This is a genomic window from Pseudonocardia sediminis, from assembly GCF_004217185.1.
GTDB classification, from domain to species: Bacteria; Actinomycetota; Actinomycetes; order Mycobacteriales; family Pseudonocardiaceae; genus Pseudonocardia; species Pseudonocardia sediminis.
Window position 1 is genome coordinate 3,288,022 of record NZ_SHKL01000001.1, and the last position, 25,851, is coordinate 3,313,872.

Consider the following 25,851-nt stretch of genomic DNA (forward strand, 5'->3'; position numbering starts at 1 on the left):
GAGCCGATTCCCACACGTTCGGGTCAGTCTCCGTCCCCCGACAGCGGTAGCAGACGGTGCAGGAACCGGCGTCGAGAGCCGAGCGGGCGACGGGCCGTGACCCCCGCGCTGCGCAGAACCGGGTATCGCGAACCTCATCCGTCCCACCACGACGGCCGTCCATCGTGATCGGACCGTGACGCCACCCGGGTGAGAGACGGGCGAGCGTGGCGTTCGTCGCGTCCGCCCCGTCCGAGGCCGGTCGGAGGCCCCGGAGTTGCTAGGTTGGCCGGGCACACCGTCCTTTAAAGCCCGTCCCGTGAGGCGGGGAAGGAGCACCTCGTGGCGAACCTCCGCCGCGGGGACGTCGAGAGCGCGCAGGACCCCACGCGGGAACTGCTCAGCGCGGCCGACGTCACCCGCACCGTCGCGCGCATCGCGCACCAGATCATCGAGAAGACGGCGTTCTCCCCGGACTCCGCCGCCGATCTCGTCCTGATCGGCGTCCCGACCCGCGGCGTGCACCTGGCGCACCGCCTCGCCGCCGCGATCACCGAGTTCACCGGCGCCACCCCGGCCGTCGGATCCGTGGACGCCACGCTCTACCGCGACGACCTGCGCCGCGGCCCGGCCCGGGCGCTGGAGAGCACCGCGATGCCCGAGGGCGGTGTCGACGACAAGCTGATCGTGCTCGTCGACGACGTCCTCATGTCCGGGCGCACCACCCGCGCCGCCCTGGACGCGTTGCGCGACGAGGGCCGTCCGCGGGCGGTTCAGCTCGCCGTCCTGGTCGACCGCGGGCACCGGGAGCTGCCGATCCGCGCCGACTACGTGGGCAAGAACGTCCCCACCGCCCGCACCGAGCAGATCCTGGTCATGCTCACCGAGTCCGACGAGCGCGACGGCGTCGCGATCGGCCTGGCCGCCGCCCCCGCGGACACCGGTGCCGGCATCGGGGCGGACGGCCCCGGGACCGAGCCGGAGGGAGAGGCATGAGGCATCTGCTCTCGGTCGCCGACCTGGACGCGACCGCGGCCACCGCGCTGCTCGACACCTCCGACCGGCTGCGCCAGGCCCTGCTCGGGCGCGAGGTGCGCAAGCTGCCCACGCTGCGCGGCCGCACCGTCATCACGATGTTCTACGAGAACTCCACCCGGACCCGGGTCTCGTTCGAGATCGCCGGCAAGTGGATGAGCGCCGACACCGTCAACGTCAGCGCGTCCGGCTCGTCGGTGTCGAAGGGGGAGTCCCTGCGCGACACCGCCCTGACGCTGTCCTCGATGGGCGCCGACTGCGTGATCGTGCGGCACCCGGCCTCGGGGGCGGCACATCGTCTGGCGGGCTGGATGGACCGCGGTCAGGACGTCACCGGCACCCACACGAGCATCGTCAACGCCGGCGACGGCACCCACGAGCATCCCACGCAGGCGCTGCTCGACGCCGCGACGCTGCGCGAGCGCCTCGGCGGCATCGCCGGGCGGCGGATCGGGATCGTCGGCGACGTGCTGCACAGCCGGGTCGCCCGCTCCAACGTGCTGCTGCTGGCCACCCTCGGTGCCGAGGTGGTGCTCGTCGCGCCGCCGACGCTGCTGCCGGTCGGGGTCGACCAGTGGCCGTGCCGGGTCAGCCACGAGCTCGACGCGGAGCTGCCCGCCCTGGACGCGGTGATGATGCTGCGGGTGCAGGCCGAGAGGATGCACGGCGGATTCTTCCCCTCGGCGCGGGAGTACGCGGTGGGCTACGGCCTGTCCGAGACCCGCGCCGCCCTGCTGCCCGACGACGCGCCGGTGCTGCACCCCGGCCCGATGGTGCGCGGCATGGAGATCGCCCCCGCGGTCGCCGACGGCACGAGCTCGGCGGTCCTGGCCCAGGTCCGCAACGGCGTGCACGTGCGGATGGCCGTCCTCTACCACCTTCTCGCGGGAGCACCGGAATGACCGACCTGTTGATCAAGAACGCGCGCCCGTACGGCGAGGACGCCGTCGACGTGCTGGTGACCGGCGGCGTCGTCACCGCGATCGGGAACGGTCTCGACGCCCCGTCCGACGCCGAGGTCCTGGACGCGGACGGCGCGGTCCTGCTGCCGGGCTTCGTCGACCTGCACGTACACCTGCGCGAGCCCGGCGGCGAGGAGTCCGAGACGATCGAGACCGGCAGCCGCGCCGCGGCCCTGGGCGGGTTCACCGCGGTGTTCGCGATGCCGAACACCGACCCGGTGGCCGACTCCGACGTCGTCGTCGAGCACGTGCGCCGCCGCGGCGAGGAGGTCGGGCTCGTCGACGTGCACCCGGTCGGCGCCGTCACCGTCGGCCTCGGCGGGGAGCGCCTCGCCGAGATGGGCACGATGGCGGCGTCCCGGGCGCAGGTCCGCCTGTTCTCCGACGACGGGAAGTGCGTCAACGACCCGCTGATCATGCGCCGCGCGCTGGAGTACGCCTCCGCGCTCGGCGTCGTGATCGCCCAGCACGCCGAGGACCACCGGCTCACCGGCGGAGCGCAGGCGCACGAGGGCGCGGTCGCCGCCCGCCTGGGCCTGGCCGGATGGCCGGCGAGCGCCGAGGAGACGATCGTCGCCCGCGACTGCGCCCTGGCCCGGGACGCCGGCGCGGCGCTGCACGTCTGCCACATCTCCTCCGCCCGCACGATCGACGTCCTGCGCACCGCGAAGGCGGCCGGGATCAGGGTCTCGGCCGAGGTCACCCCGCACCACCTGCTGCTCACCGACGGCCGGCTCACCGGCTACGACCCGGTGAACAAGGTGAACCCGCCGCTGCGCACGGCCACCGACACCCGCGCGATGCGCGAGGCGCTCGCCGAGGGCGTCATCGACGTCGTCGCGACCGACCACGCCCCGCACGCGTCGCAGTACAAGGACACCGAGTGGCAGGCCGCGAAGCCCGGGATGCTCGGGCTGCAGACGGCGCTGTCGGTGCTGGTGGAGACGATGGTGGAGCCGGGCCTGCTGGACTGGCACGGCGTGGCACGGGTGCTCTCCGAGCGTCCGGCCGAGATCGGCGGGCTGCCCGACCAGGGCCGTCCGATCGCCGAGGGCGAGCCGGCGACGTTCGCGCTCGTCGACCCGGACGCGCAGTGGACGGTGCGCGGGGCGGCACTGGCGAGCAAGGCGGCGAACACGCCGTACGAGGGAATGCGGCTGCCCGGAGCGGTGACCGCGACGATCCTGCGTGGCCGTATCACCGCGCGGGACGGAAAGGTGCAGGCATGACCGGCAACACAGCACTACTGGTCCTCGAGGACGGGCGGATCTTCCGCGGCGAGTCCTTCGGGGCTGTCGGGGAGTCCCTCGGCGAGGCGGTGTTCACCACCGGCATGACCGGCTACCAGGAGACGCTGACCGACCCGTCCTACCACCGCCAGATCGTGCTGCAGACCGCGCCGCAGATCGGCAACACCGGCTGGAACACCGAGGACGACGAGTCCGCGCGGATCCAGGTCGCCGGCTACGTCGTGCGCGACCCGTCGCGGCGGGCGTCGAACTGGCGCTCCACCTCCTCGCTGGAGGACGCACTGCGCACCCAGGGCGTCGTCGGGGTCGCGGGCATCGACACCCGCGCTGCCGTCCGCCACCTGCGTGAGCGTGGCGCGATGCGGGCCGGGGTGTTCTCCGGGCCGTCGCTGGCCCCCGACGAGTCCCTGGTGGAGCGGGTGCGCCAGAGCCCGTCGATGGAGGGTGCGGACCTCTACGGCGCGGTGACGACGGAGAAGGCCTACGTCGTCCCCGCGGTGGGCGAACGGCGCTTCGTCGTCGCCGCCCTCGACGTCGGGATCAAGTTCAACACCCCGCGGATGCTGGCCGCGCGCGGCGTCGAGGTGCACGTGCTGCCCGCCGACACCGCGATCGAGGCGATCGACGAGCTGCGCCCGGACGGGTTCTTCCTGGCCAACGGCCCGGGCGACCCGGCCACCGCGGACGGGCCGGTCGCGCTGACGCAGCAGGTGCTCCAGCGCCGGATCCCGCTGTTCGGGATCTGCTTCGGCAACCAGATCCTCGGACGCGCTCTGGGCCGGGGCACCTACAAGCTGCGCTACGGCCACCGCGGCATCAACATCCCGGTGATCGAGCACGCCACCGGGCGGGTCGCGATCACCTCGCAGAACCACGGCTTCGCCGTCGCGGGTGAGGCGGGGGAGAGGTTCCGGACCCCGTACGGGAACGCGCAGATCACCCACACCTGCCCGAACGACGGCTGCGTCGAGGGCCTGGCCGGGATCGACTTCCCGGCGTTCAGCGTCCAGTACCACCCGGAGGCCGCGGCCGGCCCGCACGACGCCGCGGACCTGTTCGACCGCTTCGTGACGCTGATGGCCGAGCACCCGGTCGGCTACGGCGGCGCCGCGGGCGTGCCCCTGCCCGGCGCGGTCCCGGCCGGAACGGACCGTCCGGCCGACGCGGGCCCGATCGACGCGGGCCTGCCCGAGCCGGAGCGGGTCGAGGTGGAGCGGCCCGTGCTCGACCCGGGCCCGGCCCCGACCGTCTCCAACGACGGCAGGCCCCTGGACACGGTCGACGCGGACGCCGAGGCCCCGACCGGCCCGTTCCCGGTCGTCGCCCCCTCGGGCTCCGAGCCGGACCCGCTGACCGCGCCGTTCTCCGACGTCGAGGACGCGCTGGTCCGCCGCCGCCCCGGTGACGACGACCCGTCCGACCCGGCCGGCACCGCCCACGCCGGTGGCGTGGCCGGACGATCCGGCCCCGTCACCGACCGCCCGTGGCCACCGCCACGACCCGACGACGAGCCCCCCACCACCCACGGGGACGCGACCGCACAGCCCCGGCAGGAGGACCGCTGATGCCCCGCCGCGACGACATCTCCCACGTGATGGTGATCGGCTCCGGGCCGATCGTGATCGGCCAGGCGTGCGAGTTCGACTACTCCGGGACCCAGGCCTGCCGCGTGCTGCAGGCCGAGGGGATCCGCGTCTCGCTGGTCAACTCCAACCCGGCGACGATCATGACCGACCCGGAGTTCGCCGACGCCACCTACGTCGAGCCGATCACCCCGGAGTTCGTGGAGAAGGTGATCGCCGCCGAACGCGACAACGGCACCCCGATCACCGCGATCCTCGCCACCCTGGGTGGCCAGACCGCGCTGAACACCGCGATCGCCCTGCACCACAACGGCGTCCTCGAGCGCTACGGCGTCGAGCTGATCGGCGCCGACGTCGAGGCGATCGAGAAGGGCGAGGACCGGCTCAAGTTCAAGGACATCGTCACCTCCATCGGCGGCGACGTCCCGCGCTCGCAGGTCTGCCACTCGATGGCCGAGGTGCGCGCCGCCGTCGGCGAGCTCGGCCTGCCGGTGGTCATCCGGCCGTCGTTCACGATGGGCGGGCTCGGCTCCGGCCTGGCCTACGACGAGACCGAGCTGGAGCGTCTCGCCGGGCAGGGCCTGGCCGCGTCCCCGGTCACCGAGGTGCTGATCGAGGAGTCGGTGCTCGGGTGGAAGGAGTACGAGCTCGAGCTCATGCGCGACCACCACGACAACGTGGTCGTCGTCTGCTCGATCGAGAACCTCGACCCGATGGGCGTGCACACCGGTGACTCGATCACCGTCGCCCCGGCGATGACCCTGACCGACCGCGAGTACCAGCACATGCGCGACGTCGGCATCGAGGTGCTGCGCGCGGTCGGCGTCGACACCGGCGGCTGCAACATCCAGTTCGCGATCCACCCGGAGACCGGGCGCCTGGTCGTGATCGAGATGAACCCGCGCGTCTCGCGGTCCTCGGCGCTGGCGTCCAAGGCGACCGGCTTCCCGATCGCGAAGATCGCCGCACGCCTCGCCGTCGGGTACACGTTGGACGAGATCCGCAACGACATCACCGGCGAGACCCCGGCCGCGTTCGAGCCGACGCTGGACTACGTCGTGGTCAAGATCCCGCGGTTCGCGTTCGAGAAGTTCCCCGGCGCGGACCCGCAGCTCACCACCACGATGAAGTCCGTCGGTGAGGCGATGGCCCTGGGCCGCTCGTTCCCGGAGGCCCTCGGCAAGGCCATGCGGTCGATGGAACGCAGCCTCGCCGGGTTCTGGACCCAGCCCGACCCGGACACCGAGCCGGACGTCGCCACCCCCGTCGACGGGCGGATCTACGACATCGACCGGGCCCTGAGGGGCGGGGCGAGCGTCGCCGACGTCGCGAAGTCCTCCGGCGTGGACCCGTGGTTCGTCGACCAGATCGCCCTGCTCGGCGAGCTGCGTGCCGAGCTCGAGGCCGCCCCGGTGCTGGACGCGGACCTGCTGCGCCGCGCCAAGCGCCACGGCCTCTCGGACCGCCAGCTCGCCGTCGTCCGCCCGGAGTTCGCCGGGGAGGACGGGGTGCGCGCGCTGCGCCACCGCCTGGGCATCCGGCCGGTCTACAAGACCGTCGACACCTGCGCCGCCGAGTTCGCCGCGAGGACGCCGTACCACTACAGCGCCTACGAGACCGACCCGAGCGCGGAGTCGGAGATCGCCCCGCAGACCGAGAAGCCCAAGGTCCTGATCCTGGGCTCGGGCCCGAACCGGATCGGGCAGGGCATCGAGTTCGACTACTCCTGCGTGCACGCGGTGATGGCGTTGCGCTCCGCCGGGTTCGAGACCGTGATGGTCAACTGCAACCCGGAGACGGTGTCCACCGACTACGACACCGCGGACCGCCTCTACTTCGAGCCGCTCACCTTCGAGGACGTGCTCGAGGTCGTGCACGCCGAGCAGCAGTCCGGCACCGTCGCCGGCGTGATCGTGCAGCTGGGCGGGCAGACCCCGCTCGGGCTCGCCCAGCGGCTGACCGCGGCCGGTGTCCCGGTCGTCGGGACCAGCGCCGCGGCGATCGACCTGGCCGAGGACCGCGGCGCGTTCGGCGAGGTGCTGCGCAAGGCCGGGCTGCCCGCGCCGGAGTTCGGCATGGCGACCTCGTTCGAGCAGGCCCGCGAGATCGCCGCGCGGATCGGCTACCCGGTCCTCGTGCGACCGTCCTACGTGCTCGGCGGGCGCGGCATGGAGATCGTCTACGACGACGAGACGCTGCGCGGCTACATCGCCCGCGCCACCACCGTCAGCCAGGACCGTCCGGTGATGGTCGACAAGTTCCTCGACGACTCCATCGAGATCGACGTCGACGCCCTGTGCGACGGCACCGAGGTCTTCCTCGGCGGCGTGATGGAGCACATCGAGGAGGCCGGCGTGCACTCCGGCGACTCCTCCTGCACGCTGCCCCCGATCACGCTGGGCCACAGCGTGATCGAGCAGGTCCGTCGGTCCACCGAGGCGATCGCGCACGGTGTCGGCGTCCGTGGGCTGCTCAACGTGCAGTACGCGCTGCACGGCGACACGCTCTACGTGATCGAGGCCAACCCCCGCGCCAGCCGCACGGTGCCGTTCGTGTCCAAGGCGACGTCGGTGCCGCTGGCCAAGGCCGCCGCGCGGATCATGCTGGGCGCGACGATCGCCGAGCTGCGCACCGAGGGGCTGCTGCCGTCCACCGGGGACGGTGGCAACCCCGGCCGCGACGCGCCGGTCGCGGTGAAGGAGGCGGTGCTGCCGTTCAACCGCTTCCGCACCAAGGACGGTCTCGGCGTCGACCCGCTGCTCGGACCGGAGATGAAGTCCACCGGTGAGGTGATGGGCTTCGACCGCGCCTTCGGGCCGGCGTTCGCGAAGTCGCAGGCCGCGGCGTACGGCTCGCTGCCGGTCTCCGGGACGGTGTTCGTCTCGATCGCCGACCGGGACAAGCGGGCGATGATGTTCCCCGTCCGGCGCCTGGCCGACATCGGCTTCCAGATCCTCGCCACCGAGGGCACGGCGGAGGTGCTGCGCCGCAACGGGATCGAGGTCACCGTCGCGCGTAAGCACAGCGAGGGCTCCAGCGCCGACGCCCCGACCATCGTGGACACGATCATCGCCGGGGAGGTCGACCTGATCCTCAACACCCCGGTCGGCAACCCCGGGCCCCGGGTGGACGGCTACGAGATCCGCGCCGCCGCCGTGTCCCGCGGGATCCCGTGCATCACGACGGTGCAGGGGGCGGCCGCGGCGGTGCAGGGGATCGAGGCGCTGATCTCCGGCGGGCTCGGCGTGCGGTCGCTGCAGCAGGCGCACGCGGCCCTGCGCGAGCAGCGCGCCGCGTCGTCCACATCGGCCCCGTCCTCGTCGACCCCGACCCCGTCGGCCTCGGCCGTCGTCTCCCCGGGGTCCTCTGCGGAGGCGACGTCGTGACGCTGTCCTCGGGCGGCCACGTCGCCCGTGAGCCGGTGCCGGCGTCGGCGCAGGCACCGTTCGGGCGGCGGCTCACCGACGCCGTCGCCCGGTACGGGCCGCTGTGCGTGGGGATCGACCCGCACCCGGGTCTGCTCGCTGACTGGGGTCTGCCCGACGACGCGGACGGGCTCGCAGTCTTCGCCGACACCTGCCTGTCCGCGCTGGCCGGGCACGTGTCGTCGGTCAAACCGCAGTCGGCGTTCTTCGAACGCCACGGCTCGCGGGGGATCGCGGTCCTGGAACGGCTGCTGGCCGGTCTGACCGGCACCGGCACGCTGAGCGTGCTCGACGTCAAGCGCGGTGACATCGGTTCCACCATGGACGGCTACGCCGACGCCTACCTGCGGGTCGGTGCCCCGCTGGGCGCGGACGCCGTCACGCTCTCGCCCTACCTCGGGTTCGGGTCGCTGCGGCCGGGGCTGGACGCCGCCGCCGAGGCCGGTCGGGGGGTGTTCGTGCTCGCCCGGACGTCCAACCCGGAGGGCGCGCAGGTGCAGCTCGCCCGCACCGGGGAAGTCTCTGTGGCGCAAGCGATCGTGGACGCCGCGGCCGCGGAGGGCGCCGGGACCTCACCCTTGGGTCAGGTGGGAATCGTGGTGGGCGCCACCGCCGAGCACGGTCTGGACCTGTCCGCGCTGAACGGCCCGGTCCTGGTGCCCGGACTGGGTGCGCAGGGCGCCGGACCGGCCGACATCGCGTCGAGGTTCCGGGAGGTCGGCGGCACGGTGCTGCCCGCCGCGGCGCGCTCGGTCCTGCGGGCCGGGCCCGACCCGTCGGCGCTGCGTGGCGCGGCGCTCGCGCTGAGTGACGAGATCGAGGCCGCAGGCCGCAACGCGGGCTGAACCGCCCGCGCCGCGAGGTCGGCGCCCGGAGCCGGACGGCGATTCGGCCCCGGCCGCGGCCGCCGGTCGCACGGGCGTGCCCGCCGGCGACGCGCTCGGTGCGACGACGGGCCCGATCGGCGAGCCCAGTGGCGCACGCGACCACGGGCCGTCGCGGCGTGCCCGTGATCACTCACCGTCCCGCAAACCCGGTGGTGGGACCCCCATTGGCGCTCCCCGGGAGGTCGTGGGTACGTTCGCTCACGGAGCCGGGGGACGTGCCCGGCGTCGGGTCGCCCCCCGCGGACCCGAGCATCACCCGCGTCGAGAAGACATCGCACCAATCGGAGGAGAACCGTGGCCCTTCCCCAGCTGACCGAGGAACAGCGCGCCGCTGCGTTGGAGAAGGCCGCGGCCGCCCGTCGCGCCCGGGCCGAGCTGAAGGACCGCCTCAAGCGTGGGGGCACGACGATCGGTGAGGTCCTGACCCAGTCCGACACCGACGAGGTCCTCGGCAAGATGAAGGTCTCGGCTCTGCTCGAGGCGATGCCGGGCGTCGGCAAGGTCCGCGCCGCGTCGCTCATGGAGCGTCTCGAGATCGCCCCCAGCCGCCGTCTGCGTGGCCTCGGCGAGCGTCAGCGCAAGGCGCTGCTGGCCGAGTTCTCGGCCTGAGTCGTCATGTCCACCTCGCGCGCTCCCGGCCGGCTGCTCGTGCTGGCCGGGCCGTCCGGGGTGGGCAAGTCCCACCTGGTCGCCGGACTCCGGGCCGCCGTGCCCGGTCTGGTGTTCAGCGTCTCGGCCACGACCCGCGCCCCCCGTGAGGGCGAGGTCCCGGGCCGGGACTACCACTTCGTCGACGGGGACGGCTTCGACGCGCTGATCGCCCGCGACGAGCTGCTCGAGTGGGCCGAGGTGCACGGCGGGCTGCAGCGCTCGGGGACGCTGCGCGAGCCGGTCGAGCGGGCCCTCGGTGACGGGAGCCCGGTGCTCGTCGAGGTGGATCTGCAGGGCGCACGCGCGGTGAAGGCGGCGCTGCCGGAGGCGCTGACGGTGTTCATCGCTCCGCCGTCGATGGCCGAGCTCGAGCGCCGCCTCACCGATCGCGGCACGGAGTCGCCCGCCCAGCGGGAGCGCCGGTTGCTCACCGCGCGGGAGGAGCTGGCCGCCCAGCACGAGTTCGACGTGGTCGTCGTCAACGACGTGCTGCAGGACGCGGTGGACAGGTTGGTAGAGTTGGCGGTCGACCGTGGCGAGACGGGGTCGGCCGACTCCTCTCGTGACACCGGCCCGCGGGTGTCCAGCCCCTCCCCGTGATCGACGACCACTCCCGCCGGGACCTTTCGGCCCCGGCACCGCAGATCCGAGCACCGCGTCAGGAGTTCCACCAGTGAGCACGCCCATGAGCGGCCTCTCCACCACCCCCGAGGGCATCACCAACCCCCCGATCGACGACCTTCTGAGCCAGGTGAGCTCGAAGTACGCGCTGGTCATCTACGCGGCCAAGCGCGCGCGTCAGATCAACGACTACTACTCCCAGCTCGGCGAGGGCCTGCTGGAGTACGTCGGACCGCTCGTCGAGCCGGGCCCGCGGGAGAAGCCGCTCTCGATCGCCATGCGCGAGATCCAGGCCGGCATGCTCGAGCACACCGAGGGCGAGCAGTAGTACCGATGACGGCACGACCCGCCTCCCCCGACGAGCCGTCGGGGGAGGCCGTTTCGTCCGCGGACCGTCCGCGGGTCCTGCTCGGCGTCGCCGGCGGCATCGCCGCCTACAAGAGCGCCGAGCTGCTGCGCCGTCTCACCGAGACCGGGCACGCGGTCCGGGTCCTGCCGACCGAGTCCGCGCTGAACTTCGTCGGCGCCGCGACGTTCGAGGCCCTGTCCGGGCAGCCGGTCGCGACCGGGGTGTTCACCGACGTCCCGTCCGTGCCGCACGTGAAGCTCGGGCAGAGCGCCGACCTCGTCGTCGTCGCCCCGGCCACCGCGGACCTGATGGCGCGGGTGGCCCACGGCCGCTCCGACGACCTCCTGACCGCCGCGCTGCTGACCGCGCGATGTCCGGTCCTGCTGGCTCCGGCGATGCACACCGAGATGTGGGAGCACCCCGCGACCCGGGACAACGTGGCGCTGCTGCGCTCCCGCGGGACGGTCGTGCTCGAACCCGCCTCCGGCCGTCTGACCGGCAAGGACACCGGCCCCGGACGACTGCCCGACCCGTCCGAGATCGCCGACTTCGCCCGCCTGCTGCTCGAGCGCGGGGATGCGCTGCCCCGCGACCTGGCCGGACGGCACGTCGTCGTCTCCGCCGGGGGGACGCGCGAGGCGCTGGATCCGGTCCGGTTCCTGGGCAACCGGTCCTCGGGGCGTCAGGGCTACGCCCTGGCCCGGGTCGCGGCCCAGCGCGGGGCGCGGGTCACGCTCGTCGCCGCGCACACCGCGGACCTGCCGGACCCGGCCGCCGTCGACGTGGTGCGGGCCGGCTCGGCCGCGCAGCTGCAGGCCGCCGTGCACGACGCCGCGCAGGACGCGGACGCGGTCGTGATGGCCGCCGCCGTCGCCGACTTCCGCCCGGTCGACCTGGCCGTCGACAAGATCAAGCGCGGTGACGCCGAACCGGAGCCGCTGCGGCTCGCGCAGAACCCGGACATCCTGGCCGGGCTGGTCCGCGAGCGGGCCCCCGGGCAGGTCGTCGTCGGCTTCGCCGCGGAGACCGGTGACGCGTCCGGGGACGTGCTGCACCACGGGCGGGCCAAGCTGCGCCGCAAGGGGTGCGACCTGCTCGTCGTCAACGCGGTCGGGGACGGGAAGGCGTTCGAGGTCGGCGAGAACGCCGGCTGGCTGCTCGGTGCCGACGGCGGGGAGAGCGAGATCCCGAACGGCTCGAAGGCGCTGCTGGCCTCACGGGTCTGGGACGCGGTCGTCGAGCGCCTGTAGGCCCGTGACGCGCCCGTGGGGCGGTCCCGGGGTTCTCCGGTACCGCCCCACGAGGGCTGTCGGGGTGCCTCAGTCGTCGAGGTCGGAGCTGCTGCTCGGCGAGGTCGTCATGCGCGGCGAGGAGCTGCTGCTGCTCGGGGACGACTCCGAGGAGCTCGGCGACGAGCTGCCGCTGCGCGGCGAGGACTCGGAGCCGCTCGGGGAGGTGCTGCTGCCCTCGGACCGCTCCGGGTTGCTGCCCGATCGCGGGCTGCTCGAGCTCGGCGACGACTCCGACGACCGCGGGGACTCGGAGCTGCGCGGCGAGGAGAAGAAGTCCTCGTCGTCGCTCTCCTCGGCGCGGTTCGGGCTCGACGTGGTGCCCTCGGAGCCGGTCTTGACGTACTGGGCGTTGGCCCAGCCACCGAACTCGTCGAGCTTGACGAAGCCGTTGCGCTTCTCGCCGACGGTGGTGGTCTCGCCGCGCTCGCAGACGCCCACGATGGGCGCGGACTCCTTGGCCTCCGACCGCACGTTGACGCTCGAGGTGCAGGTGCCGGTGCCGGCGGCGGACGCCGTGCCGGCGATCAGGGCCGCGGTCGAGACGCCGGCGATCGCGAGCGCGCCGGCGACGGCGGCGATGCGCCGTCCGGGCGTGGTGTGCGCCTTCATCGTGGGAAAACCTCCGTGCCGCAAGGGCGTGGATCAGCTGCTGTGGATTCACCTCCCACTCGGTGCGGGGGTGATGTCTCGCCCAACGAGTGGGCGGGCTCCGGATTCGTGATCCACTCGTCAATCACCCCATCTAGCGACTCAGCGTTGCTGGTCGAGGGCATGAAATCACTCTCCGTGTCGCTGTTGCGTGATGCAGGACATCGGAGGACGGGCTTTACTGGACTAGGGTGGAATCCCAGAGGCCGGAGCGATCATGGTTCCGGCCGGACGAGCGCGGTCGTACGGCCGCGACAAGTCGATCGGACGGAGTACAGCACGTGTCGAACACGAGCCGACGGTTGTTCACCAGCGAGTCGGTGACCGAAGGTCATCCCGACAAGATGTGCGACGCGATCAGCGACTCGATCCTCGACGCGATGCTCGAGCAGGATCCGAGCAGCCGTGTCGCGGTCGAGACGATGGTCACGACCGGCCAGGTGCACGTCGCCGGTGAGGTCACCACGACGGCCAAGCCGGACCTGGTGAAGATCGTCCGGGACCGGATCCTGGAGATCGGGTACGACTCGTCGTCCAAGGGCTTCGACGGAACGACCTGTGGCGTCAACATCGCGATCGGTGCGCAGTCCCCGGACATCGCGCAGGGCGTGGACACCGCCTACGAGAAGCGCGTCGAGTCGGCCGAGGACGAGATCGCCAAGCAGGGCGCGGGCGACCAGGGCCTGATGTTCGGCTACGCGTGCATGGACACGCCGGAGCTCATGCCGCTGCCGATCGCGCTGTCGCACCGGCTGTCGCGCCGCCTGACCGAGGTCCGCAAGAACGGCACGCTGCCGTACCTGCGCGCCGACGGTAAGACCCAGGTCACCATCGAGTACGACGGCGAGAAGCCGGCCCGTCTCGACACCGTCGTCGTCTCCAGCCAGCACGCGGCGGACGTCGACCTCGACGGGATGCTGACGCCGGACATCCTGCAGCACGTCGTCACCCCCGAGGTGGAGGCGCTGGGCTGGGACGCCACGCAGCCCAAGCTGCTGGTCAACCCGACCGGCCGCTTCGTGCTCGGCGGCCCGATGGGTGACGCCGGCCTCACCGGCCGCAAGATCATCGTCGACACCTACGGCGGCATGGCCCGTCACGGTGGTGGCGCGTTCTCCGGCAAGGACCCGTCGAAGGTGGACCGTTCCGCGGCCTACGCGATGCGCTGGGTCGCCAAGAACGCCGTCGCCGCGGGCCTGGCCCAGCGGATCGAGGTCCAGGTCGCCTACGCGATCGGCAAGGCCGCCCCGGTCGGGCTGTTCGTCGAGACCTTCGGCACCGAGAACGTGGACCCGGCGAAGATCCAGGCCGCGATCGAGGAGGTCTTCGACCTGCGTCCGGCCGCGATCATCCGCGACCTGAAGCTGCTGCGCCCGATCTACGCGCCGACCGCCGCGTACGGCCACTTCGGCCGCACCGACGTCGAGCTCCCGTGGGAGGACACCTCCCGCGCGGACGCGCTGAAGTCGGCCGCCGGTAGCTGAGGCGGTTCTCCCTGTCCATCGGCCGGGTCCGGTTCGCCGGACCCGGCCGGTGGTCTGTCCGGCTCCGGTCCCGACGAGCGGCACTCTCGTCGGAACCTCTACGACGAGAGTGCCGCTCGTTCGTCCGTGGTCGCGCGGTCCGGCGGAACTGTCGGGGTCGGGGGGCATGCTCGGCCCATGTCCACGATCACGACGTCGCCGGCCCCCGGTCCGTGCCCGCTGCCGCGGGCGGGCTCCGGGCCGTCTGGTAGACCCCGGGGCGTGAGCACCCCACCGGCGAGCAGGACCCGCGGCGAGTGGCGCCCGGCCGCCGCGCTGCCGGTCGCCCGGGTCGCGGTGGACGTCGGCCTGGCGCATCTGGACCGCCCGTTCGACTACCGGGTACCCGCCCACCTCGACGACCAGGCGGTCCCCGGCGTCCGGGTCCGGGTCCGGTTCGCCGGCCGTCTGGTCGACGGCTACCTGCTCGCCCGGGCCGAGGAGTCCGCGCACACCGGGAAGCTCGCCTGGATCGACAAGGTCGTCTCGGCCGAGCCGGTGCTCACCGCAGAGGTCGAGCAGCTGTGCCGGGCCGTGGCCGACCGCTACGCCGGTGTGCTGGCCGACGTGCTGCGGATGGCCGTCCCGCCGCGGCACGCCCGCGTCGAGGCGGAGAAGCCGCGCGAGCGGACCCCGGGGCCCGACGAGCTCACCCCCGACCGGGCCGGCTGGGCCGCGTACCCGCGCGGCGAGTCGTTCCTGGACGCCCTCGCCGGAGGCCGGGCCGCGCACGCGGTCTGGCAGGCGCTGCCGGGGGAGGACTGGGCGGCGCGCCTGGCCGAGGCCGCCGCGCAGACCGCGGCCGCCGGGCGGGGTGCCCTGCTGGTGGTCCCCGACCAGCGCGACGTCGAGCGGCTGCTGGCCGCGTGTTCGGCGCTCGTCGGCGACGACGGTGTGGTCGCGCTGTCGGCGGACCTCGGCCCGGCGGAGCGCTACCGGCGCTGGCTCTCGGTGCGACGGGGCGCGGTGCGGGTCGTGATCGGGACCCGGTCGGCGGCGTTCGCGCCGTTGTCGGACCTGGGCCTGCTCGCGGTCTGGGACGACGGTGACGACTCGCACACCGAGCCCCGCGCCCCGTACCCGCACGTGCGTGACGTCCTGGTGCTGCGCGCGCACCGGGCCGGAGCGGCGCTGCTGGTGGGCGGGTTCGCCCGGACCGCGGAGTCGCAGGTGCTCGTCGACTCCCGCTGGGCGAGCCCCATCGCGGCCGACCGCGCCATCGTGCGGGAGCGCGCGCCGCGGATCACCGCGATCGGCGAGACCGACACCCAGCTCGCGCGCGACCCCACGGCGCGCGCTGCCCGGGTACCGGCGGTGGCGTTCGAGGCCGCGCGGGCGGCGCTGGGTGCGGGGCGCCCGGTGCTGGTGCAGGTGCCGCGCGCCGGGTACCTGCCGTGGCTGGCGTGTGCCTCGTGCCGGGAGACCGCGCGGTGCCGGCACTGCGCGGGCCCCCTGGGTCTGCCCCGTCCCGGTGCCGGGGGAGCGCCGGACGGCGCCGCCGGGCTGCCGCACTGCCGCTGGTGCGGCCGGGCGGAGCCCGCCTACCGGTGCGGGGGCTGCGGGTCGCGCCGGCTGCGTGCCGGTGTGGTCGGCGCCGGGCGGACGTCGGAGGAGCTGGGGCGTGCCTTCCCCGGCGTGTCCGTGCGCTCCTCCGGCGGCGGCGCGCCGGTGCTGTCCACGGTGGCGGCCGAGCCGTCGCTGGTGGTCGCCACGCCGGGGGCCGAACCGGCCGTCGAGGGCGGGTACGGCGCGGCGCTGCTGCTCGACGGGTGGGCGATGCTGTCGCGCCCGGACCTCAAGGTCGCCGAGGAGACGCTGCGACGGTGGTTCGCCGCGGCGGCCGCGGTGGTGCCGCACGGCGACGGCGGTCGCGTCGTGGTCGTCGCGGACTCGTCGCTGCCGACGGTGCAGGCGCTCGTGCGCTGGGACCCGGCCGGGCACGCCGAGGCCGAGCTCGCCGCGCGCGCCGAGGTGGGGTTCCCGCCCGCGGTCCGGATGGCTGCCGTGGAGGGACCGCCCGGGGCCGTGGCCGAGGTCGTCGACGCGGTGCTGGCGGCGGACCGGGCGCCCTCGGGCGTGGAGCTGCTGGGCCCGGTGGAGATCGACCCGCCGGAGCGGCCGTCCGGTCCGTCGTCGGGCCCGTCGTCCGGTCACGGGTCGGACGACGAGATCCGGGAGCGGGCGCTCCTGCGGGTGCCGCGGGCGTCCGGACGGGAGCTGGCCGCCGCCCTGGCGGCGGCGCAGGCCGGTCGCAGCGCCCGTAAGGCGGCCGAGCCGGTGCGCGTGCGCCTGGACCCGTCGGAGATCGGCTGAGCCGGACCCGGTCCCGCCCGGATGTGCGCTGTCGTCGGTGGCAGAATGGGGAGCCGCCCGTGCCCACCGGCCATCGACGTCGCGGCGGTGCCGCCGTCGGCCTCGTCCCTCGGACCGATCACCGGCCCGCCACCGCGGGACCCGACCTCAGCTGCGAGGAGAACCGTGCCCATCCAGCCCGTCCGGCTCTTCGGTGACCCGGTCCTGCGCACCCGCGCGACCGAGGTCGAGACGTTCGACGCCGAGCTGCGCCGGTTGGTGTCCGACCTCACCGACACCATGCACGACGAGGGCGGCGCCGGCCTGGCCGCGCCGCAGATCGGTGTGAGCCAGCGGGTGTTCGTCTTCGACTGCGACGGGTTCTCCGGGCACCTGGTCAACCCGACCTGGGAGGCCGTCGGCGACGAGGACCAGATCGGGACCGAGGGATGCCTGTCGATCCCCGGTCTGGGCTGGGACTGCCGCCGGCGCCTGCACGTCGTCGCCCGGGGATGGGACATGCACGGCGAGCCGCAGGTGATCGAGGGCAGCGAGCTGCTCGCCCGGGCGATCCAGCACGAGACCGACCACCTCGACGGCGTCCTGTTCGTCGACCGCCTCGACGCCGAGACCCGCAAGGCGGCCATGGCCGAGATCCGCGCCGCGTCCTGGTTCGGCGAGCCGGAGCCGACGGTCAAGGTCAGCCCGCACCCGCTGTTCGGCAAGGTGCGATGAGACTGCTCTTCGCCGGCACCCCCGACCCGGCGGTGCCCTCGCTGCGGGCTCTGCTGGACTCGCCGCGGCACGAGGTCGTCGCCGTCCTGACCCGGCCGGACGCGCCCGCCGGGCGCGGTCGCAAGATCGTCCGGTCGCCCGTCGGTGCGCTCGCCGACGAGGCCGGGATCCCGGTCCTCACGCCGGGCCGCCCGTCCGACCCCGAGTTCCGGGACACCCTGCGCGAGCTCGCCCCGGACTGCGCCCCGGTCGTCGCCTACGGCGCGCTGGTCCCGCGCGCGGCGCTCGACGTGCCGCGGTTCGGCTGGGTCAACCTGCACTTCTCACTGCTCCCGGCATGGCGGGGCGCGGCCCCGGTTCAGGCCGCGATCCGGCACGGCGACGACGTCACCGGCGCCACGACGTTCCGGCTCGAGGAGGGCATGGACACCGGCCCGACGTTCGGCGTGGTCACCGACGCGATCGGCCCCACCGACACCGCCGGTGCCCTGCTCGGGCGGCTCGCCGACTCCGGTGCCCGGCTGCTGACGGCCACCCTCGACGGCATCGAGGACGGCACCCTGTTCGCCGCCCCGCAGCCGTCCGAGGGCGTGTCGATGGCCCCGAAGGTCACCACCGCCGACGCCCGCGCCGAGCTGAAGACCCCGGCCGCCGCCCTGGACCGGCTGATCCGCTCGGTCAGCCCCGATCCCGGTGCGTGGTGCCAGTTCCGCGGCGAACGGCTCGGGCTGGGACCGGTCCGGCCGCTGCGCACCGGTGAGGTCGACCTCGCGCCCGGGGAGCTGCTGGTCGAACGCAAGCGGGTGCTGGTCGGGACCGCGACGGTCCCCGTCCAGCTGGGCGAGGTCCGCCCGGTCGGCAAGCGGGCGATGCCCGCCCCGGACTGGGCGCGCGGTGCCCGGATCGACGCCGGGGAGTCGCTGGGATGAGCGCCCCCGCGCGCCGGGCCCGGGACGTCCCGTGCGCGACCCGGCGCGTCGTGCGCCGTCCTCGCGCCGGGGGCCCGCTCGTCCCCTCCGGGGCTCGATCCTCCCGTGCGGTGACCAGCCCGGCGTCGGTGCGCGCCGCGGTCCGCATCGACCGGACCGGCGTGCTCGTGCCGGGCGTCACGCCATGGTGGGTCCGATCGCCGGAACGTGACGCTCGATTCCCGGATACACCCGATCCCCGATCGAGCGTCACGGAACGGGCCCTCGCACGACCGGAACGTGACACTCGATCGTCCCCGCCGGCGACGACCAGCACTGCCGCCGACGCGGCCCACCACCGCCGCGAGGAGACCCCGTGAGTGACCAGAAGCCCGACCGACGATCCGACCGGACCGGTGACGGCTGGTCCGCCGGCGGAGCACGCCGGGACGACGACCGTCCCTCCGCGGCACGCCCGGCCGGCGGCCGCGACGGCCGGCCCCGCACCGATCGCCCCCGCTCGGATCGTTCGGATGCCGACCGCTCGGGCGGCGACCGTTCCGGTTCCGGCCGTCCCGCCGGCGACCGCCCGGGAGGCGCACGCTCCGGAAGCGATCGCGGCGGCGCCGGACGACCGTGGAAGGACCGCGCGGGGTCGGACCGCGGGGGCTCCGGCGCAGCCCGCGACGACCGGGCCGGTCGCCCGGTGGGGGATCGTGACCGCGGCCGGCCGTCGTCCGGCGGAGACCGGCGACCGTCCTCGTCGCGGAGAGATGCCTCCGGCGGCCACGACGACCGTCGTCCGGCGAACTCGTCCGGCGGGTCCGAGCGGTACGGCCGGCCGGAGGATCGGCGCGGTTCGTCCGCCGGCGGTCGCGATGACCGTCCGAGGCGCGACGACGGGCCCCGGCGCGAGGACCGCGGTACCGCGGACGACCGTCCGCGGCGTGACGACCGCCTTTCCCGTGACGACCGGCCACGCCGCGACGACCGCGGTTCCGACCGGGGCGACGACCGCGGTTCCGACCGGGGCGGCGACCGCCGTCCGGCCGGTCCGCGGGCCGACCGCGACCGTCCGCGGCGTCCGAGCCACGAGGGTGGCGACGTCGCCCGGGGACCCCGGCGCGACGACGTACGCCGGGACGGCCCGGGTGACCGCGCCGGCCGCGACGAGCGGGGCCCGCGCGACGACCGGAGCCCGCGCACCGGCCCGCGGGACGAGCGTGGGCCTCGCACCGGTTCCCGTGACGACCGGGGCCGGACCCCCGGTCCCCGCAACGCCGGTCCGCCGCGTGGACGGGTCGGCCCCGGGCGCCCACCGGCCGTCGACCCGGCCCGGCAGGCGGCCTACGAGCTGCTGACGGCGGTCCGCGAGCGCGACGCCTACGCCAACCTCGCCCTGCCCGGGATCCTGCGCCGGCACCGCCTGCGCGACCGCGACGCCGCACTGGCCACCGAGCTGGGCTACGGCACGTTGCGCGCGCAGGGCCTGCTCGACGCCGTCATCGACGCGTGCACCGACCGTGCCCTGAGCAAGATCGAGCACCCGCTGCTCGACGCCCTGCGCCTGGGCGCCTACCAGCTGCTGCGCACCCGGGTGCCGGCGCACGCCGCCGTCGACACCTGCGTCGAGCTGGTCCGCGGCGACGCCGGGTCGCGCTCGGCCGGCTTCGTCAACGCGGTGCTGCGCCGGATCGGGGAGAAGGACGAGGCTGCCTGGCTCGAGCAGCTGGCGCCCGACCCCGCGCAGGACCCCGTCGGGTCCGCGGCGCTGCGGCACGCGCACCCGCGCTGGATCGCGCAGGCCTTCGCCGACGCGCTCGGCACCACCGGCGAGGAGCTCGTCGAGGCCCTCGCCGCCGACGACACCCGCCCGGTCGTCCACCTGCTGGCCCGGCCGGGGGAGATCTCGGCCGAGGAGCTGGCGCTGGCCACCGGTGGGGAGCCCGCCCCGTACTCGCCGTACGGGGTGCACCTCGAGGCAGGCACCGGCGACGTCGGGGAGCTCGCGCCCGTCTCCGAGGGCATGGCGATCGTGCAGGACGAGGGCAGCCAGCTGGCCGCGCTCGCCCTGGCCCGTGCCGAGCTCCTGGGCGAGGACGGCGGTCGCTGGCTCGACCTGTGCGCCGGGCCCGGCGGCAAGTCGGCGCTGCTCGGCGGCCTCGTCGCGGTGAACGGCGGGACGCTGGACGCCGTCGAGCACTCCGAGCACCGCGCCGAGCTGGTCCGCAAGGCCGTCGTCGACCTGCCGGTGACCGTGCACACCGCCGACGGTCGCGAGGCCCCGCTGCCCGACGGCGAGTTCGACCGGGTCCTCGTCGACGCGCCGTGCACCGGCCTCGGAGCACTGCGCCGGCGTCCGGAGGCGCGCTGGCGGCGCAGCCCGGACGACGTGTCCGCGCTGACCAAGCTGCAGCGCGAACTGCTGCTGGCCGCGCTGCGCCACGTCCGGCCCGGTGGCGTCGTCGCGTACGTGACGTGCTCGCCGCACCTGTCGGAGACGGTCGGGGTGCTGGCCAAGGCCCTGCGCCGCGGCACCGAGCTGGCCGAGGTGGAGCGCCTCGACGTCCGGCGGTACCTGCCGGAGCAGATCCCCGCTCTCGGCGAGGGGCCCACGGTCCAGCTGTGGCCGCACCGTCACGGCACCGACGCCATGTTCGTCTCACTGCTCCGCCGGCCCGCGGAGTAGCGAGCGGGGCGGCCGGCGACGGCGCCGCCGGACCGTGCGGGACCGGTGGCCGGAGTAGTGGCCCGGTGTGTGACGACGCACTCCGGCGGGGGTCACCGACACATGCGTCGCGCGCAGTAACCTGCGGGCGTGCACCCTCTGATCGCTCCGAGCATCCTCTCGGCGGACTTCGCCCGGCTGGGTGAGGAGGCCGCCGCGGTGGCCCCGGCCGGAGGCGACGGCGCGGACTGGTTGCACGTCGACGTCATGGACGCGCACTTCGTCCCGAACCTGACGCTCGGGCTGCCGGTCGTGGAGAGCCTGCTCCGGGCCACCGAGATCCCGATCGACTGCCACCTCATGATCGAGGACCCGGACCGGTGGGCGATCGGCTACGCCGAGGCAGGGGCCCACAACGTCACGGTGCACGTCGAGGCCGCGCACGACCCGGTCGCCCTGGCGAAGAACCTGCGCGCCGCCGGGTCGCTCGCCGGTCTGTCGATCAAGCCGAACACACCGCTGGAGCCCTACCTCGAGGTGCTCAAGCACTACGACACACTGCTCGTCATGAGCGTCGAGCCGGGCTTCGGCGGCCAGAGCTTCATCTCCGACGTCCTGGAGAAGGTCCGCACCGCGCGCCGGCTGGTCGACACCGGGCACCTGCGCCTGCTCGTCGAGATCGACGGCGGGATCAACGCCGACACCATCGCCGAGGCCGCCGAGGCCGGGGTGGACTGCTTCGTCGCGGGCTCGGCCGTCTACGGCGCGGAGGACCCCGGCAGGGCCGTCGCGGCGCTGCGTGACTCCGTCCGCCGCACCAACCCGCACCGGTGGTCGTCGTGACCGGACCCCTGAGGTGACCGGCCCGGACGGCGCGACGGCGGGCAGCGCCACGGCGGACGGTGTCGAGGCCGCGATGCGCCGTGCGCTGGCGGCCTCGGTCGCCGCCCACGGGCGGACCAGCCCGAACCCGTCCGTCGGCTGTGTCGTGCTCGACACCGCGGGCGAGGTCGCCGGGGTCGGCGCGACCGCCCCTCCCGGTGGCCCGCACGCCGAGGTCACCGCCCTGCGCGAGGCCGGTGACCGGGCCGCGGGAGGCACCGCGGTCGTCACCCTGGAGCCCTGCGCGCACCACGGGCGCACCCCGCCCTGCACCGACGCCGTCCTCGCGGCCGGTATCGCGGTCGTGCACGTCGCTCTGCGCGACCCCCACCCCGCCGCCGCGGGCGGGGTCGAGCGGCTGCGTGCCGCCGGGGTCGAGGTGACCGTCGGGACACTGGCCGACGAGGTCTCCGCCGGCCCGCTGCGCGGCTGGCTGCACCGTCAGCGCACCGGCCGCCCGCACGTCACCTGGAAGCTCGCCGCCACCCTCGACGGCCGGATCGCCGCCGCGGACGGCTCCAGCCGGTGGATCACCGGGGAGGCCGCGCGGGAGGGCGTGCACGCGCTGCGCGCCCGGATGGACGCGATCGTCGCCGGGACCGGCACCGTCCTGGCCGACGACCCCGCACTCACCGCGCGCCGCCCGGACGGCACGCTCGCCGAGCACCAGCCGCTGCGGGTGGTCGTCGGGCGCCGGGACGTGCCCACCGGCGCGGCGCTGGCGGCCGACGACGTGCTGCACGTGCGCACCCACGACCCGGACGAGGTGCTCGACGCCCTGGCCGCGCGCGACGTCGTCGACGTCCTGCTGGAGGGCGGACCGGTCCTGGCCGGGGCGTTCGTGGCCGCCGGACGGGTCGATCGCGTGCTGGCCTACCTCGCCCCGGCGCTGCTCGGATCCGGAAGCACCGCTCTGGGTGACGCGGGTGTGGGAACGATCTCGGACATCGTGCGGTTGCACGTGGATGGGGTACATCGTGTCGGAGCCGACGTCCTCGTCGACGCCCGGCCGGAGCGGACCGGTACGCCGACGACGTCGCAGGCGTCCGGGTAGGCAGGAGGAACTCACAGACATGTTCACCGGGATCGTGGAGGAGGTCGGCGAGGTCGCCGACATCCGGCAGTCCGACGACGTCGTGGTACTGACCGTGCGCGGGCACCGCGTGGCCGACGTCGCGCACGGCGACTCGATCGCCGTGAACGGCTGTTGCCTCACCGCCGTCGACCCGGAGCGCACCGGTGCCGCGGACGGCCTCATCCGGCTGGAGCTGGTCCCGGAGACGCTGAAGCGGACCTCGCTGGGCAACGTCACCGCCGGGTCGACCGTGAACCTCGAGCGGGCCGTCCCGGCCGGTGGGCGACTGGACGGGCACATCGTGCAGGGCCACGTCGACGGCATCGCCACGCTCGTCAGCCGGGAGCCGGGGGAGCGCAGCGACGAGCTGCGCTTCAGCCTCCCCGCCGAGCTGTCGCGGTACGTCGTGGAGAAGGGCTCGATCGCGGTGGACGGTGTCTCGCTGACGGTGGCGGCGGTGTACCCGGACGGATTCGGGGTGGCGTTGATCCCGACCACCCTGGCCGATACGACCCTCGGCGTGCGCCGACCGGGAGACACGGTCAATCTTGAGGTCGATGTGATTGCGAAGTATGTGGAACGGATGACCGCGGGATACCTGCACGACCGGGCGCAGAGCGCCACGGACGGGCCGGGCGCCGGGTCGGGACAGGAAGGGGCCGGCCGGTGACGGACTCGCTGCAGACGCACGGACAGGATGTCGAGGCGGCCCCGCCGCACGCGACCATGACGCCGACCGAGCGTGCCGAACGGTTCGCCCTGATCGAGAGGGCGATCGCCGACCTGGCCGAGGGCAAGGCCGTCGTCGTGATGGACGACGAGGACCGGGAGAACGAGGGCGACCTCATCTTCGCCGCGTCCAAGGCCACCCCCGAGCTCGTCTCGTTCACCGTGCGCTACACCTCGGGCTACATCTGCGTCGCGCTCACCGAGTCCGACTGCGGACGGCTCGACCTGCCGCCGATGCACCACACCAACGCCGACTCGTTCCGCACCGCGTTCACCGTGACCGTGGACGCCAAGGCGGGCATCACCACCGGCATCTCGGCGACCGACCGCGCACACACGATCCGGCTTCTCGCCGACCCGGAGACCGGGTCGAGCGACCTCGTCCGCCCCGGGCACGTGCTGCCGCTGCAGGCCCGCGAGGGCGGGGTGCTGCGCCGCCCGGGGCACACCGAGGCCGCGGTCGACCTGGCCCGGATGGCCGGACTGCCGGCCGCCGGTGCGCTCTGCGAGATCGTCTCGGAGAAGAACGGCGGGGAGATGGCCCGCGGCGACGAGCTGGGCGTCTTCGCCGCCGACCACGACCTGACGCTGATCACGATCGCGGACCTGATCGCCTACCGGCGCCGCTTCGAGAAGCACATCGAGCGGGTCGCGCAGGCACGCATCCCCACCGACCACGGCGACTTCCGCGCCTACGGCTACGACTCGCTGCTCGACGGCATCGAGCACATCGCGATGGTCGTCGGCGACGTCGGCACCCCGGAGGGCGACGGCGAGGACGTGCTGGTCCGGGTGCACTCCGAGTGCCTCACCGGCGACGTCCTCGGCTCGCTGCGCTGCGACTGCGGACCCCAGCTCGACGCCGCCCTCGAGGCCGTCGCGAAGGAGGGGCGCGGCGTGGTGCTCTACATGCGCGGGCACGAGGGCCGCGGGATCGGCCTGCTGCACAAGCTGCAGGCCTACCAGCTGCAGGAGGCCGGGGCCGACACCGTCGACGCGAACCTGGCGATGGGCCTGCCCGCCGACGCCCGCGACTACGGCATCGGCGCACAGATCCTCTCCGACCTGGGCGTGCGCTCGATGCGGCTGCTGACCAACAACCCCGAGAAGCGCGCCGGGCTGGAGGGCTACGGCCTGACCGTCACCGGCCGGGTGCCGATGCCGGTCCGCGCCACCCCGCAGAACCTGCGGTACCTCAAGACCAAGCGCGACCGCATGGGCCACGACCTGCCCGAGCTCGGCGAGACCGGCGAGCCCGGCCGGTGACCCCGCGCGTCCCGGGGACGACCCGACCGGCGAGAATCGGCTCATGAGCGGTGAGGGCCGGCCCGCGCAGGCCGAGGAGCTGCACGCCGACGGGTTGAGGGTCGGTGTGGCGGCGACGCAGTGGCACGCCGAGATCGTGGACACGCTGCTGGAACGGGCCGTCGACACCGCGCGGAGGGCCGGCGCGGAGCCGACCGTCGTGCGGGTCGCCGGGACGCTCGAGCTGCCCGTCGTGGTCCAGGAGCTCGCCCGGACGAACGACGCCGTCGTCGCGCTCGGGGTCGTCGTCCGCGGCGGTACCCCGCACTTCGAGTACGTCTGTGACTCGGTGACGGCCGGGCTGACCCGGATCGCCCTCGACGAGCGGATCCCGGTCGGCAACGGCGTGCTCACCACCGACACCGTCCAGCAGGCGGTCGACCGCTCCGGCGTACCGGGCGCGGCCGAGGACAAGGGCGCGGAGGCGTGCCACGCGGCGCTGCAGTCCGCCCTCGTCCTGCGCGACCTGCGGGCGAGGACCGCACCGGAGGTGCGCGCATGACCGGAGCGGACACGACCGGATCCGACACGACGGGATCCGACACGAGGGGGACCGGCACCGCGGACACGGGCGGGGGACCCGCGCTCGGCATCGGGCCGGACCCCGTCGTCCTCCGGCCGCGGGTCCTGCTGATCAGCGCGTGGGTCTCGGCCGCGATCGTCGTGGCGATCTTCGCCGTGGTCGCCTACCTGCTGCCCGAGGTCGACACGGGCGTGTACTTCCGGGCCGCCGACCAGGTCTCGATGCTCGTGCTCGGCCTGCTCATCGCGGGCGGCCTGCTGCTGATGGCCCGCCCCCGGGTGCGCGCCGACGCCGGCGGCATCGAGATCCGCAACGTCTGGGCCACCCACTGGTACCCGTGGGCCGAGGTCGAGGGCATCGCGTTCCCCGACGGTGCGTCCTGGGCCCGGATCGACCTGCCCGACGACGAGTACCTGCCGGTGCTCGCCGTCCAGGCCGTGGACCGTCAGCTCGCCGTCCGGGGCATCCGGACCCTGCGGGGCCTGCACGGCGACTCGCGGCGCCCGGCCCGCGGCTGACCGGGCCCGGC

At 74.4% G+C, this 25,851-nt stretch carries 20 protein-coding genes and 2 pseudogenes; 21 read left to right on the top strand and 1 reads right to left on the bottom strand.

All coding sequences use genetic code 11. The annotated features are described in order from the left end of the window. The first annotated feature begins 321 nt into the window (after positions 1-321). From pyrR to coaBC, 10 genes and pseudogenes are all read left to right on the top strand, one after another. Complete coding sequence (gene pyrR, locus EV383_RS15250) at positions 322-975, top strand: bifunctional pyr operon transcriptional regulator/uracil phosphoribosyltransferase PyrR (protein ID WP_130290532.1); 654 nt, start codon at positions 322-324, stop codon at positions 973-975. Continuing rightward, positions 972-1,916, top strand: a complete 945-nt coding sequence (locus EV383_RS15255; RefSeq protein ID WP_130290533.1) for an aspartate carbamoyltransferase catalytic subunit — start codon at positions 972-974, stop codon at positions 1,914-1,916. The genes pyrR and EV383_RS15255 overlap by 4 nt, the downstream gene beginning before the upstream one ends. Further along, on the top strand, positions 1,913-3,205 hold the full coding sequence (locus EV383_RS15260; RefSeq protein ID WP_130290534.1) for a dihydroorotase: 1,293 nt from the start codon (positions 1,913-1,915) through the stop codon (positions 3,203-3,205). Before EV383_RS15255 ends, EV383_RS15260 begins: the two co-directional genes overlap by 4 nt. After that, positions 3,202-4,305, top strand: a pseudogene (gene carA, locus EV383_RS15265) (glutamine-hydrolyzing carbamoyl-phosphate synthase small subunit); the annotation flags it as partial. The gene EV383_RS15260 and the pseudogene carA, both read left to right, overlap by 4 nt. A gap of 485 nt (positions 4,306-4,790) precedes the next feature. Next, entirely contained in the window at positions 4,791-8,195 is a 3,405-nt protein-coding gene (gene carB / locus EV383_RS15270; RefSeq protein WP_242623116.1) for a carbamoyl-phosphate synthase large subunit, read from the top strand. A gap of 2 nt (positions 8,196-8,197) precedes the next feature. Continuing rightward, on the top strand, positions 8,198-9,079 hold the full coding sequence (gene pyrF, locus EV383_RS15275) for an orotidine-5'-phosphate decarboxylase (protein WP_242623471.1): 882 nt from the start codon (positions 8,198-8,200) through the stop codon (positions 9,077-9,079). 336 nt (positions 9,080-9,415) lie between these two features. Next, on the top strand, positions 9,416-9,730 hold the full coding sequence (gene mihF, locus EV383_RS15280) for an integration host factor, actinobacterial type (RefSeq protein ID WP_130290536.1): 315 nt from the start codon (positions 9,416-9,418) through the stop codon (positions 9,728-9,730). Between the two features lie 6 nt (positions 9,731-9,736). Beyond that, positions 9,737-10,372 carry a guanylate kinase gene (gene gmk / locus EV383_RS15285; protein ID WP_130290537.1) on the top strand — a complete coding sequence of 212 codons (636 nt, stop codon included), beginning with the start codon at positions 9,737-9,739 and terminating at the stop codon, positions 10,370-10,372. A gap of 85 nt (positions 10,373-10,457) precedes the next feature. Beyond that, positions 10,458-10,721, top strand: a complete 264-nt coding sequence (rpoZ, locus tag EV383_RS15290) for a DNA-directed RNA polymerase subunit omega (RefSeq protein ID WP_130294481.1) — start codon at positions 10,458-10,460, stop codon at positions 10,719-10,721. A 5-nt stretch (positions 10,722-10,726) separates the two neighbouring features. Then, positions 10,727-11,992: a bifunctional phosphopantothenoylcysteine decarboxylase/phosphopantothenate--cysteine ligase CoaBC gene (gene coaBC / locus EV383_RS15295; RefSeq protein ID WP_130290538.1), complete on the top strand. Its 1,266-nt coding sequence runs from the start codon at positions 10,727-10,729 to the stop codon at positions 11,990-11,992. 69 nt (positions 11,993-12,061) lie between these two features. Here the strand turns inward: coaBC and EV383_RS15300 are convergent, their stop codons facing one another. Continuing rightward, positions 12,062-12,643 carry an SH3 domain-containing protein gene (locus EV383_RS15300; RefSeq protein ID WP_130290539.1) on the bottom strand — a complete coding sequence of 194 codons (582 nt, stop codon included), beginning with the start codon at positions 12,641-12,643 and terminating at the stop codon, positions 12,062-12,064. A 320-nt stretch (positions 12,644-12,963) separates the two neighbouring features. Between EV383_RS15300 and metK the strand changes: the two genes are divergently transcribed. The 11 genes and pseudogenes from metK to EV383_RS15355 all read left to right on the top strand — a co-directional run bounded on the left by metK (position 12,964) and on the right by EV383_RS15355 (position 25,840). Next, entirely contained in the window at positions 12,964-14,166 is a 1,203-nt protein-coding gene (gene metK / locus EV383_RS15305; protein ID WP_130290540.1) for a methionine adenosyltransferase, read from the top strand. A gap of 177 nt (positions 14,167-14,343) precedes the next feature. Continuing rightward, entirely contained in the window at positions 14,344-16,518 is a 2,175-nt protein-coding gene (locus EV383_RS15310; RefSeq protein ID WP_165438360.1) for a primosomal protein N', read from the top strand. A 165-nt stretch (positions 16,519-16,683) separates the two neighbouring features. Beyond that, positions 16,684-17,232: a peptide deformylase gene (gene def / locus EV383_RS15315; RefSeq protein ID WP_130290542.1), complete on the top strand. Its 549-nt coding sequence runs from the start codon at positions 16,684-16,686 to the stop codon at positions 17,230-17,232. Further along, complete coding sequence (gene fmt / locus EV383_RS15320) at positions 17,229-18,161, top strand: methionyl-tRNA formyltransferase (protein ID WP_130290543.1); 933 nt, start codon at positions 17,229-17,231, stop codon at positions 18,159-18,161. The genes def and fmt overlap by 4 nt, the downstream gene beginning before the upstream one ends. 1,225 nt (positions 18,162-19,386) lie before the next feature. Then, positions 19,387-20,829: pseudogene (locus EV383_RS15325) on the top strand (RsmB/NOP family class I SAM-dependent RNA methyltransferase); the annotation flags it as partial. Between the two features lie 138 nt (positions 20,830-20,967). Then, positions 20,968-21,651: a ribulose-phosphate 3-epimerase gene (gene rpe / locus EV383_RS15330; RefSeq protein WP_130294484.1), complete on the top strand. Its 684-nt coding sequence runs from the start codon at positions 20,968-20,970 to the stop codon at positions 21,649-21,651. Positions 21,652-21,724: 73 nt separating this feature from the next. Next, a complete protein-coding gene (ribD, locus tag EV383_RS15335) occupies positions 21,725-22,744 on the top strand; it encodes a bifunctional diaminohydroxyphosphoribosylaminopyrimidine deaminase/5-amino-6-(5-phosphoribosylamino)uracil reductase RibD (protein ID WP_130294487.1) in 1,020 nt (339 codons plus the stop codon). Between the two features lie 19 nt (positions 22,745-22,763). Next, positions 22,764-23,435: a riboflavin synthase gene (locus EV383_RS15340; RefSeq protein WP_130290545.1), complete on the top strand. Its 672-nt coding sequence runs from the start codon at positions 22,764-22,766 to the stop codon at positions 23,433-23,435. Between the two features lie 56 nt (positions 23,436-23,491). Further along, positions 23,492-24,760, top strand: coding sequence for a bifunctional 3,4-dihydroxy-2-butanone-4-phosphate synthase/GTP cyclohydrolase II (locus EV383_RS15345; RefSeq protein ID WP_130294489.1), 1,269 nt, complete (start codon positions 23,492-23,494; stop codon positions 24,758-24,760). Between the two features lie 43 nt (positions 24,761-24,803). Further along, positions 24,804-25,301 (top strand): 6,7-dimethyl-8-ribityllumazine synthase, encoded by a 498-nt coding sequence (gene ribH, locus EV383_RS15350; RefSeq protein WP_130290546.1) that lies wholly within the window; start codon positions 24,804-24,806, stop codon positions 25,299-25,301. Continuing rightward, a complete protein-coding gene (locus EV383_RS15355) occupies positions 25,298-25,840 on the top strand; it encodes a PH domain-containing protein (protein WP_130290547.1) in 543 nt (180 codons plus the stop codon). Before ribH ends, EV383_RS15355 begins: the two co-directional genes overlap by 4 nt. Positions 25,841-25,851: the final 11 nt, after the last annotated feature.

Excerpts from the sequence above, each read along its gene's own strand:
- EV383_RS15255 (WP_130290533.1), top strand. The coding sequence starts at position 972 with ATGAGGCATCTGCTCTCGGTCGCCGACCTGGACGCGACCGCGGCCACC.
- EV383_RS15260 (WP_130290534.1), top strand. The coding sequence starts at position 1,913 with ATGACCGACCTGTTGATCAAGAACGCGCGCCCGTACGGCGAGGACGCC.
- carB (WP_242623116.1), top strand. The coding sequence starts at position 4,791 with ATGCCCCGCCGCGACGACATCTCCCACGTGATGGTGATCGGCTCCGGG.
- gmk (WP_130290537.1), top strand. The coding sequence starts at position 9,737 with ATGTCCACCTCGCGCGCTCCCGGCCGGCTGCTCGTGCTGGCCGGGCCG.
- rpoZ (WP_130294481.1), top strand. The coding sequence starts at position 10,458 with ATGAGCGGCCTCTCCACCACCCCCGAGGGCATCACCAACCCCCCGATC.
- coaBC (WP_130290538.1), top strand. The coding sequence starts at position 10,727 with ATGACGGCACGACCCGCCTCCCCCGACGAGCCGTCGGGGGAGGCCGTT.
- EV383_RS15300 (WP_130290539.1), bottom strand. The coding sequence starts at position 12,643 with ATGAAGGCGCACACCACGCCCGGACGGCGCATCGCCGCCGTCGCCGGC.
- EV383_RS15310 (WP_165438360.1), top strand. The coding sequence starts at position 14,344 with ATGTCCACGATCACGACGTCGCCGGCCCCCGGTCCGTGCCCGCTGCCG.
- fmt (WP_130290543.1), top strand. The coding sequence starts at position 17,229 with ATGAGACTGCTCTTCGCCGGCACCCCCGACCCGGCGGTGCCCTCGCTG.
- ribD (WP_130294487.1), top strand. The coding sequence starts at position 21,725 with ATGCGCCGTGCGCTGGCGGCCTCGGTCGCCGCCCACGGGCGGACCAGC.
- EV383_RS15340 (WP_130290545.1), top strand. The coding sequence starts at position 22,764 with ATGTTCACCGGGATCGTGGAGGAGGTCGGCGAGGTCGCCGACATCCGG.
- EV383_RS15345 (WP_130294489.1), top strand. The coding sequence starts at position 23,492 with ATGACGCCGACCGAGCGTGCCGAACGGTTCGCCCTGATCGAGAGGGCG.
- ribH (WP_130290546.1), top strand. The coding sequence starts at position 24,804 with ATGAGCGGTGAGGGCCGGCCCGCGCAGGCCGAGGAGCTGCACGCCGAC.
- EV383_RS15355 (WP_130290547.1), top strand. The coding sequence starts at position 25,298 with ATGACCGGAGCGGACACGACCGGATCCGACACGACGGGATCCGACACG.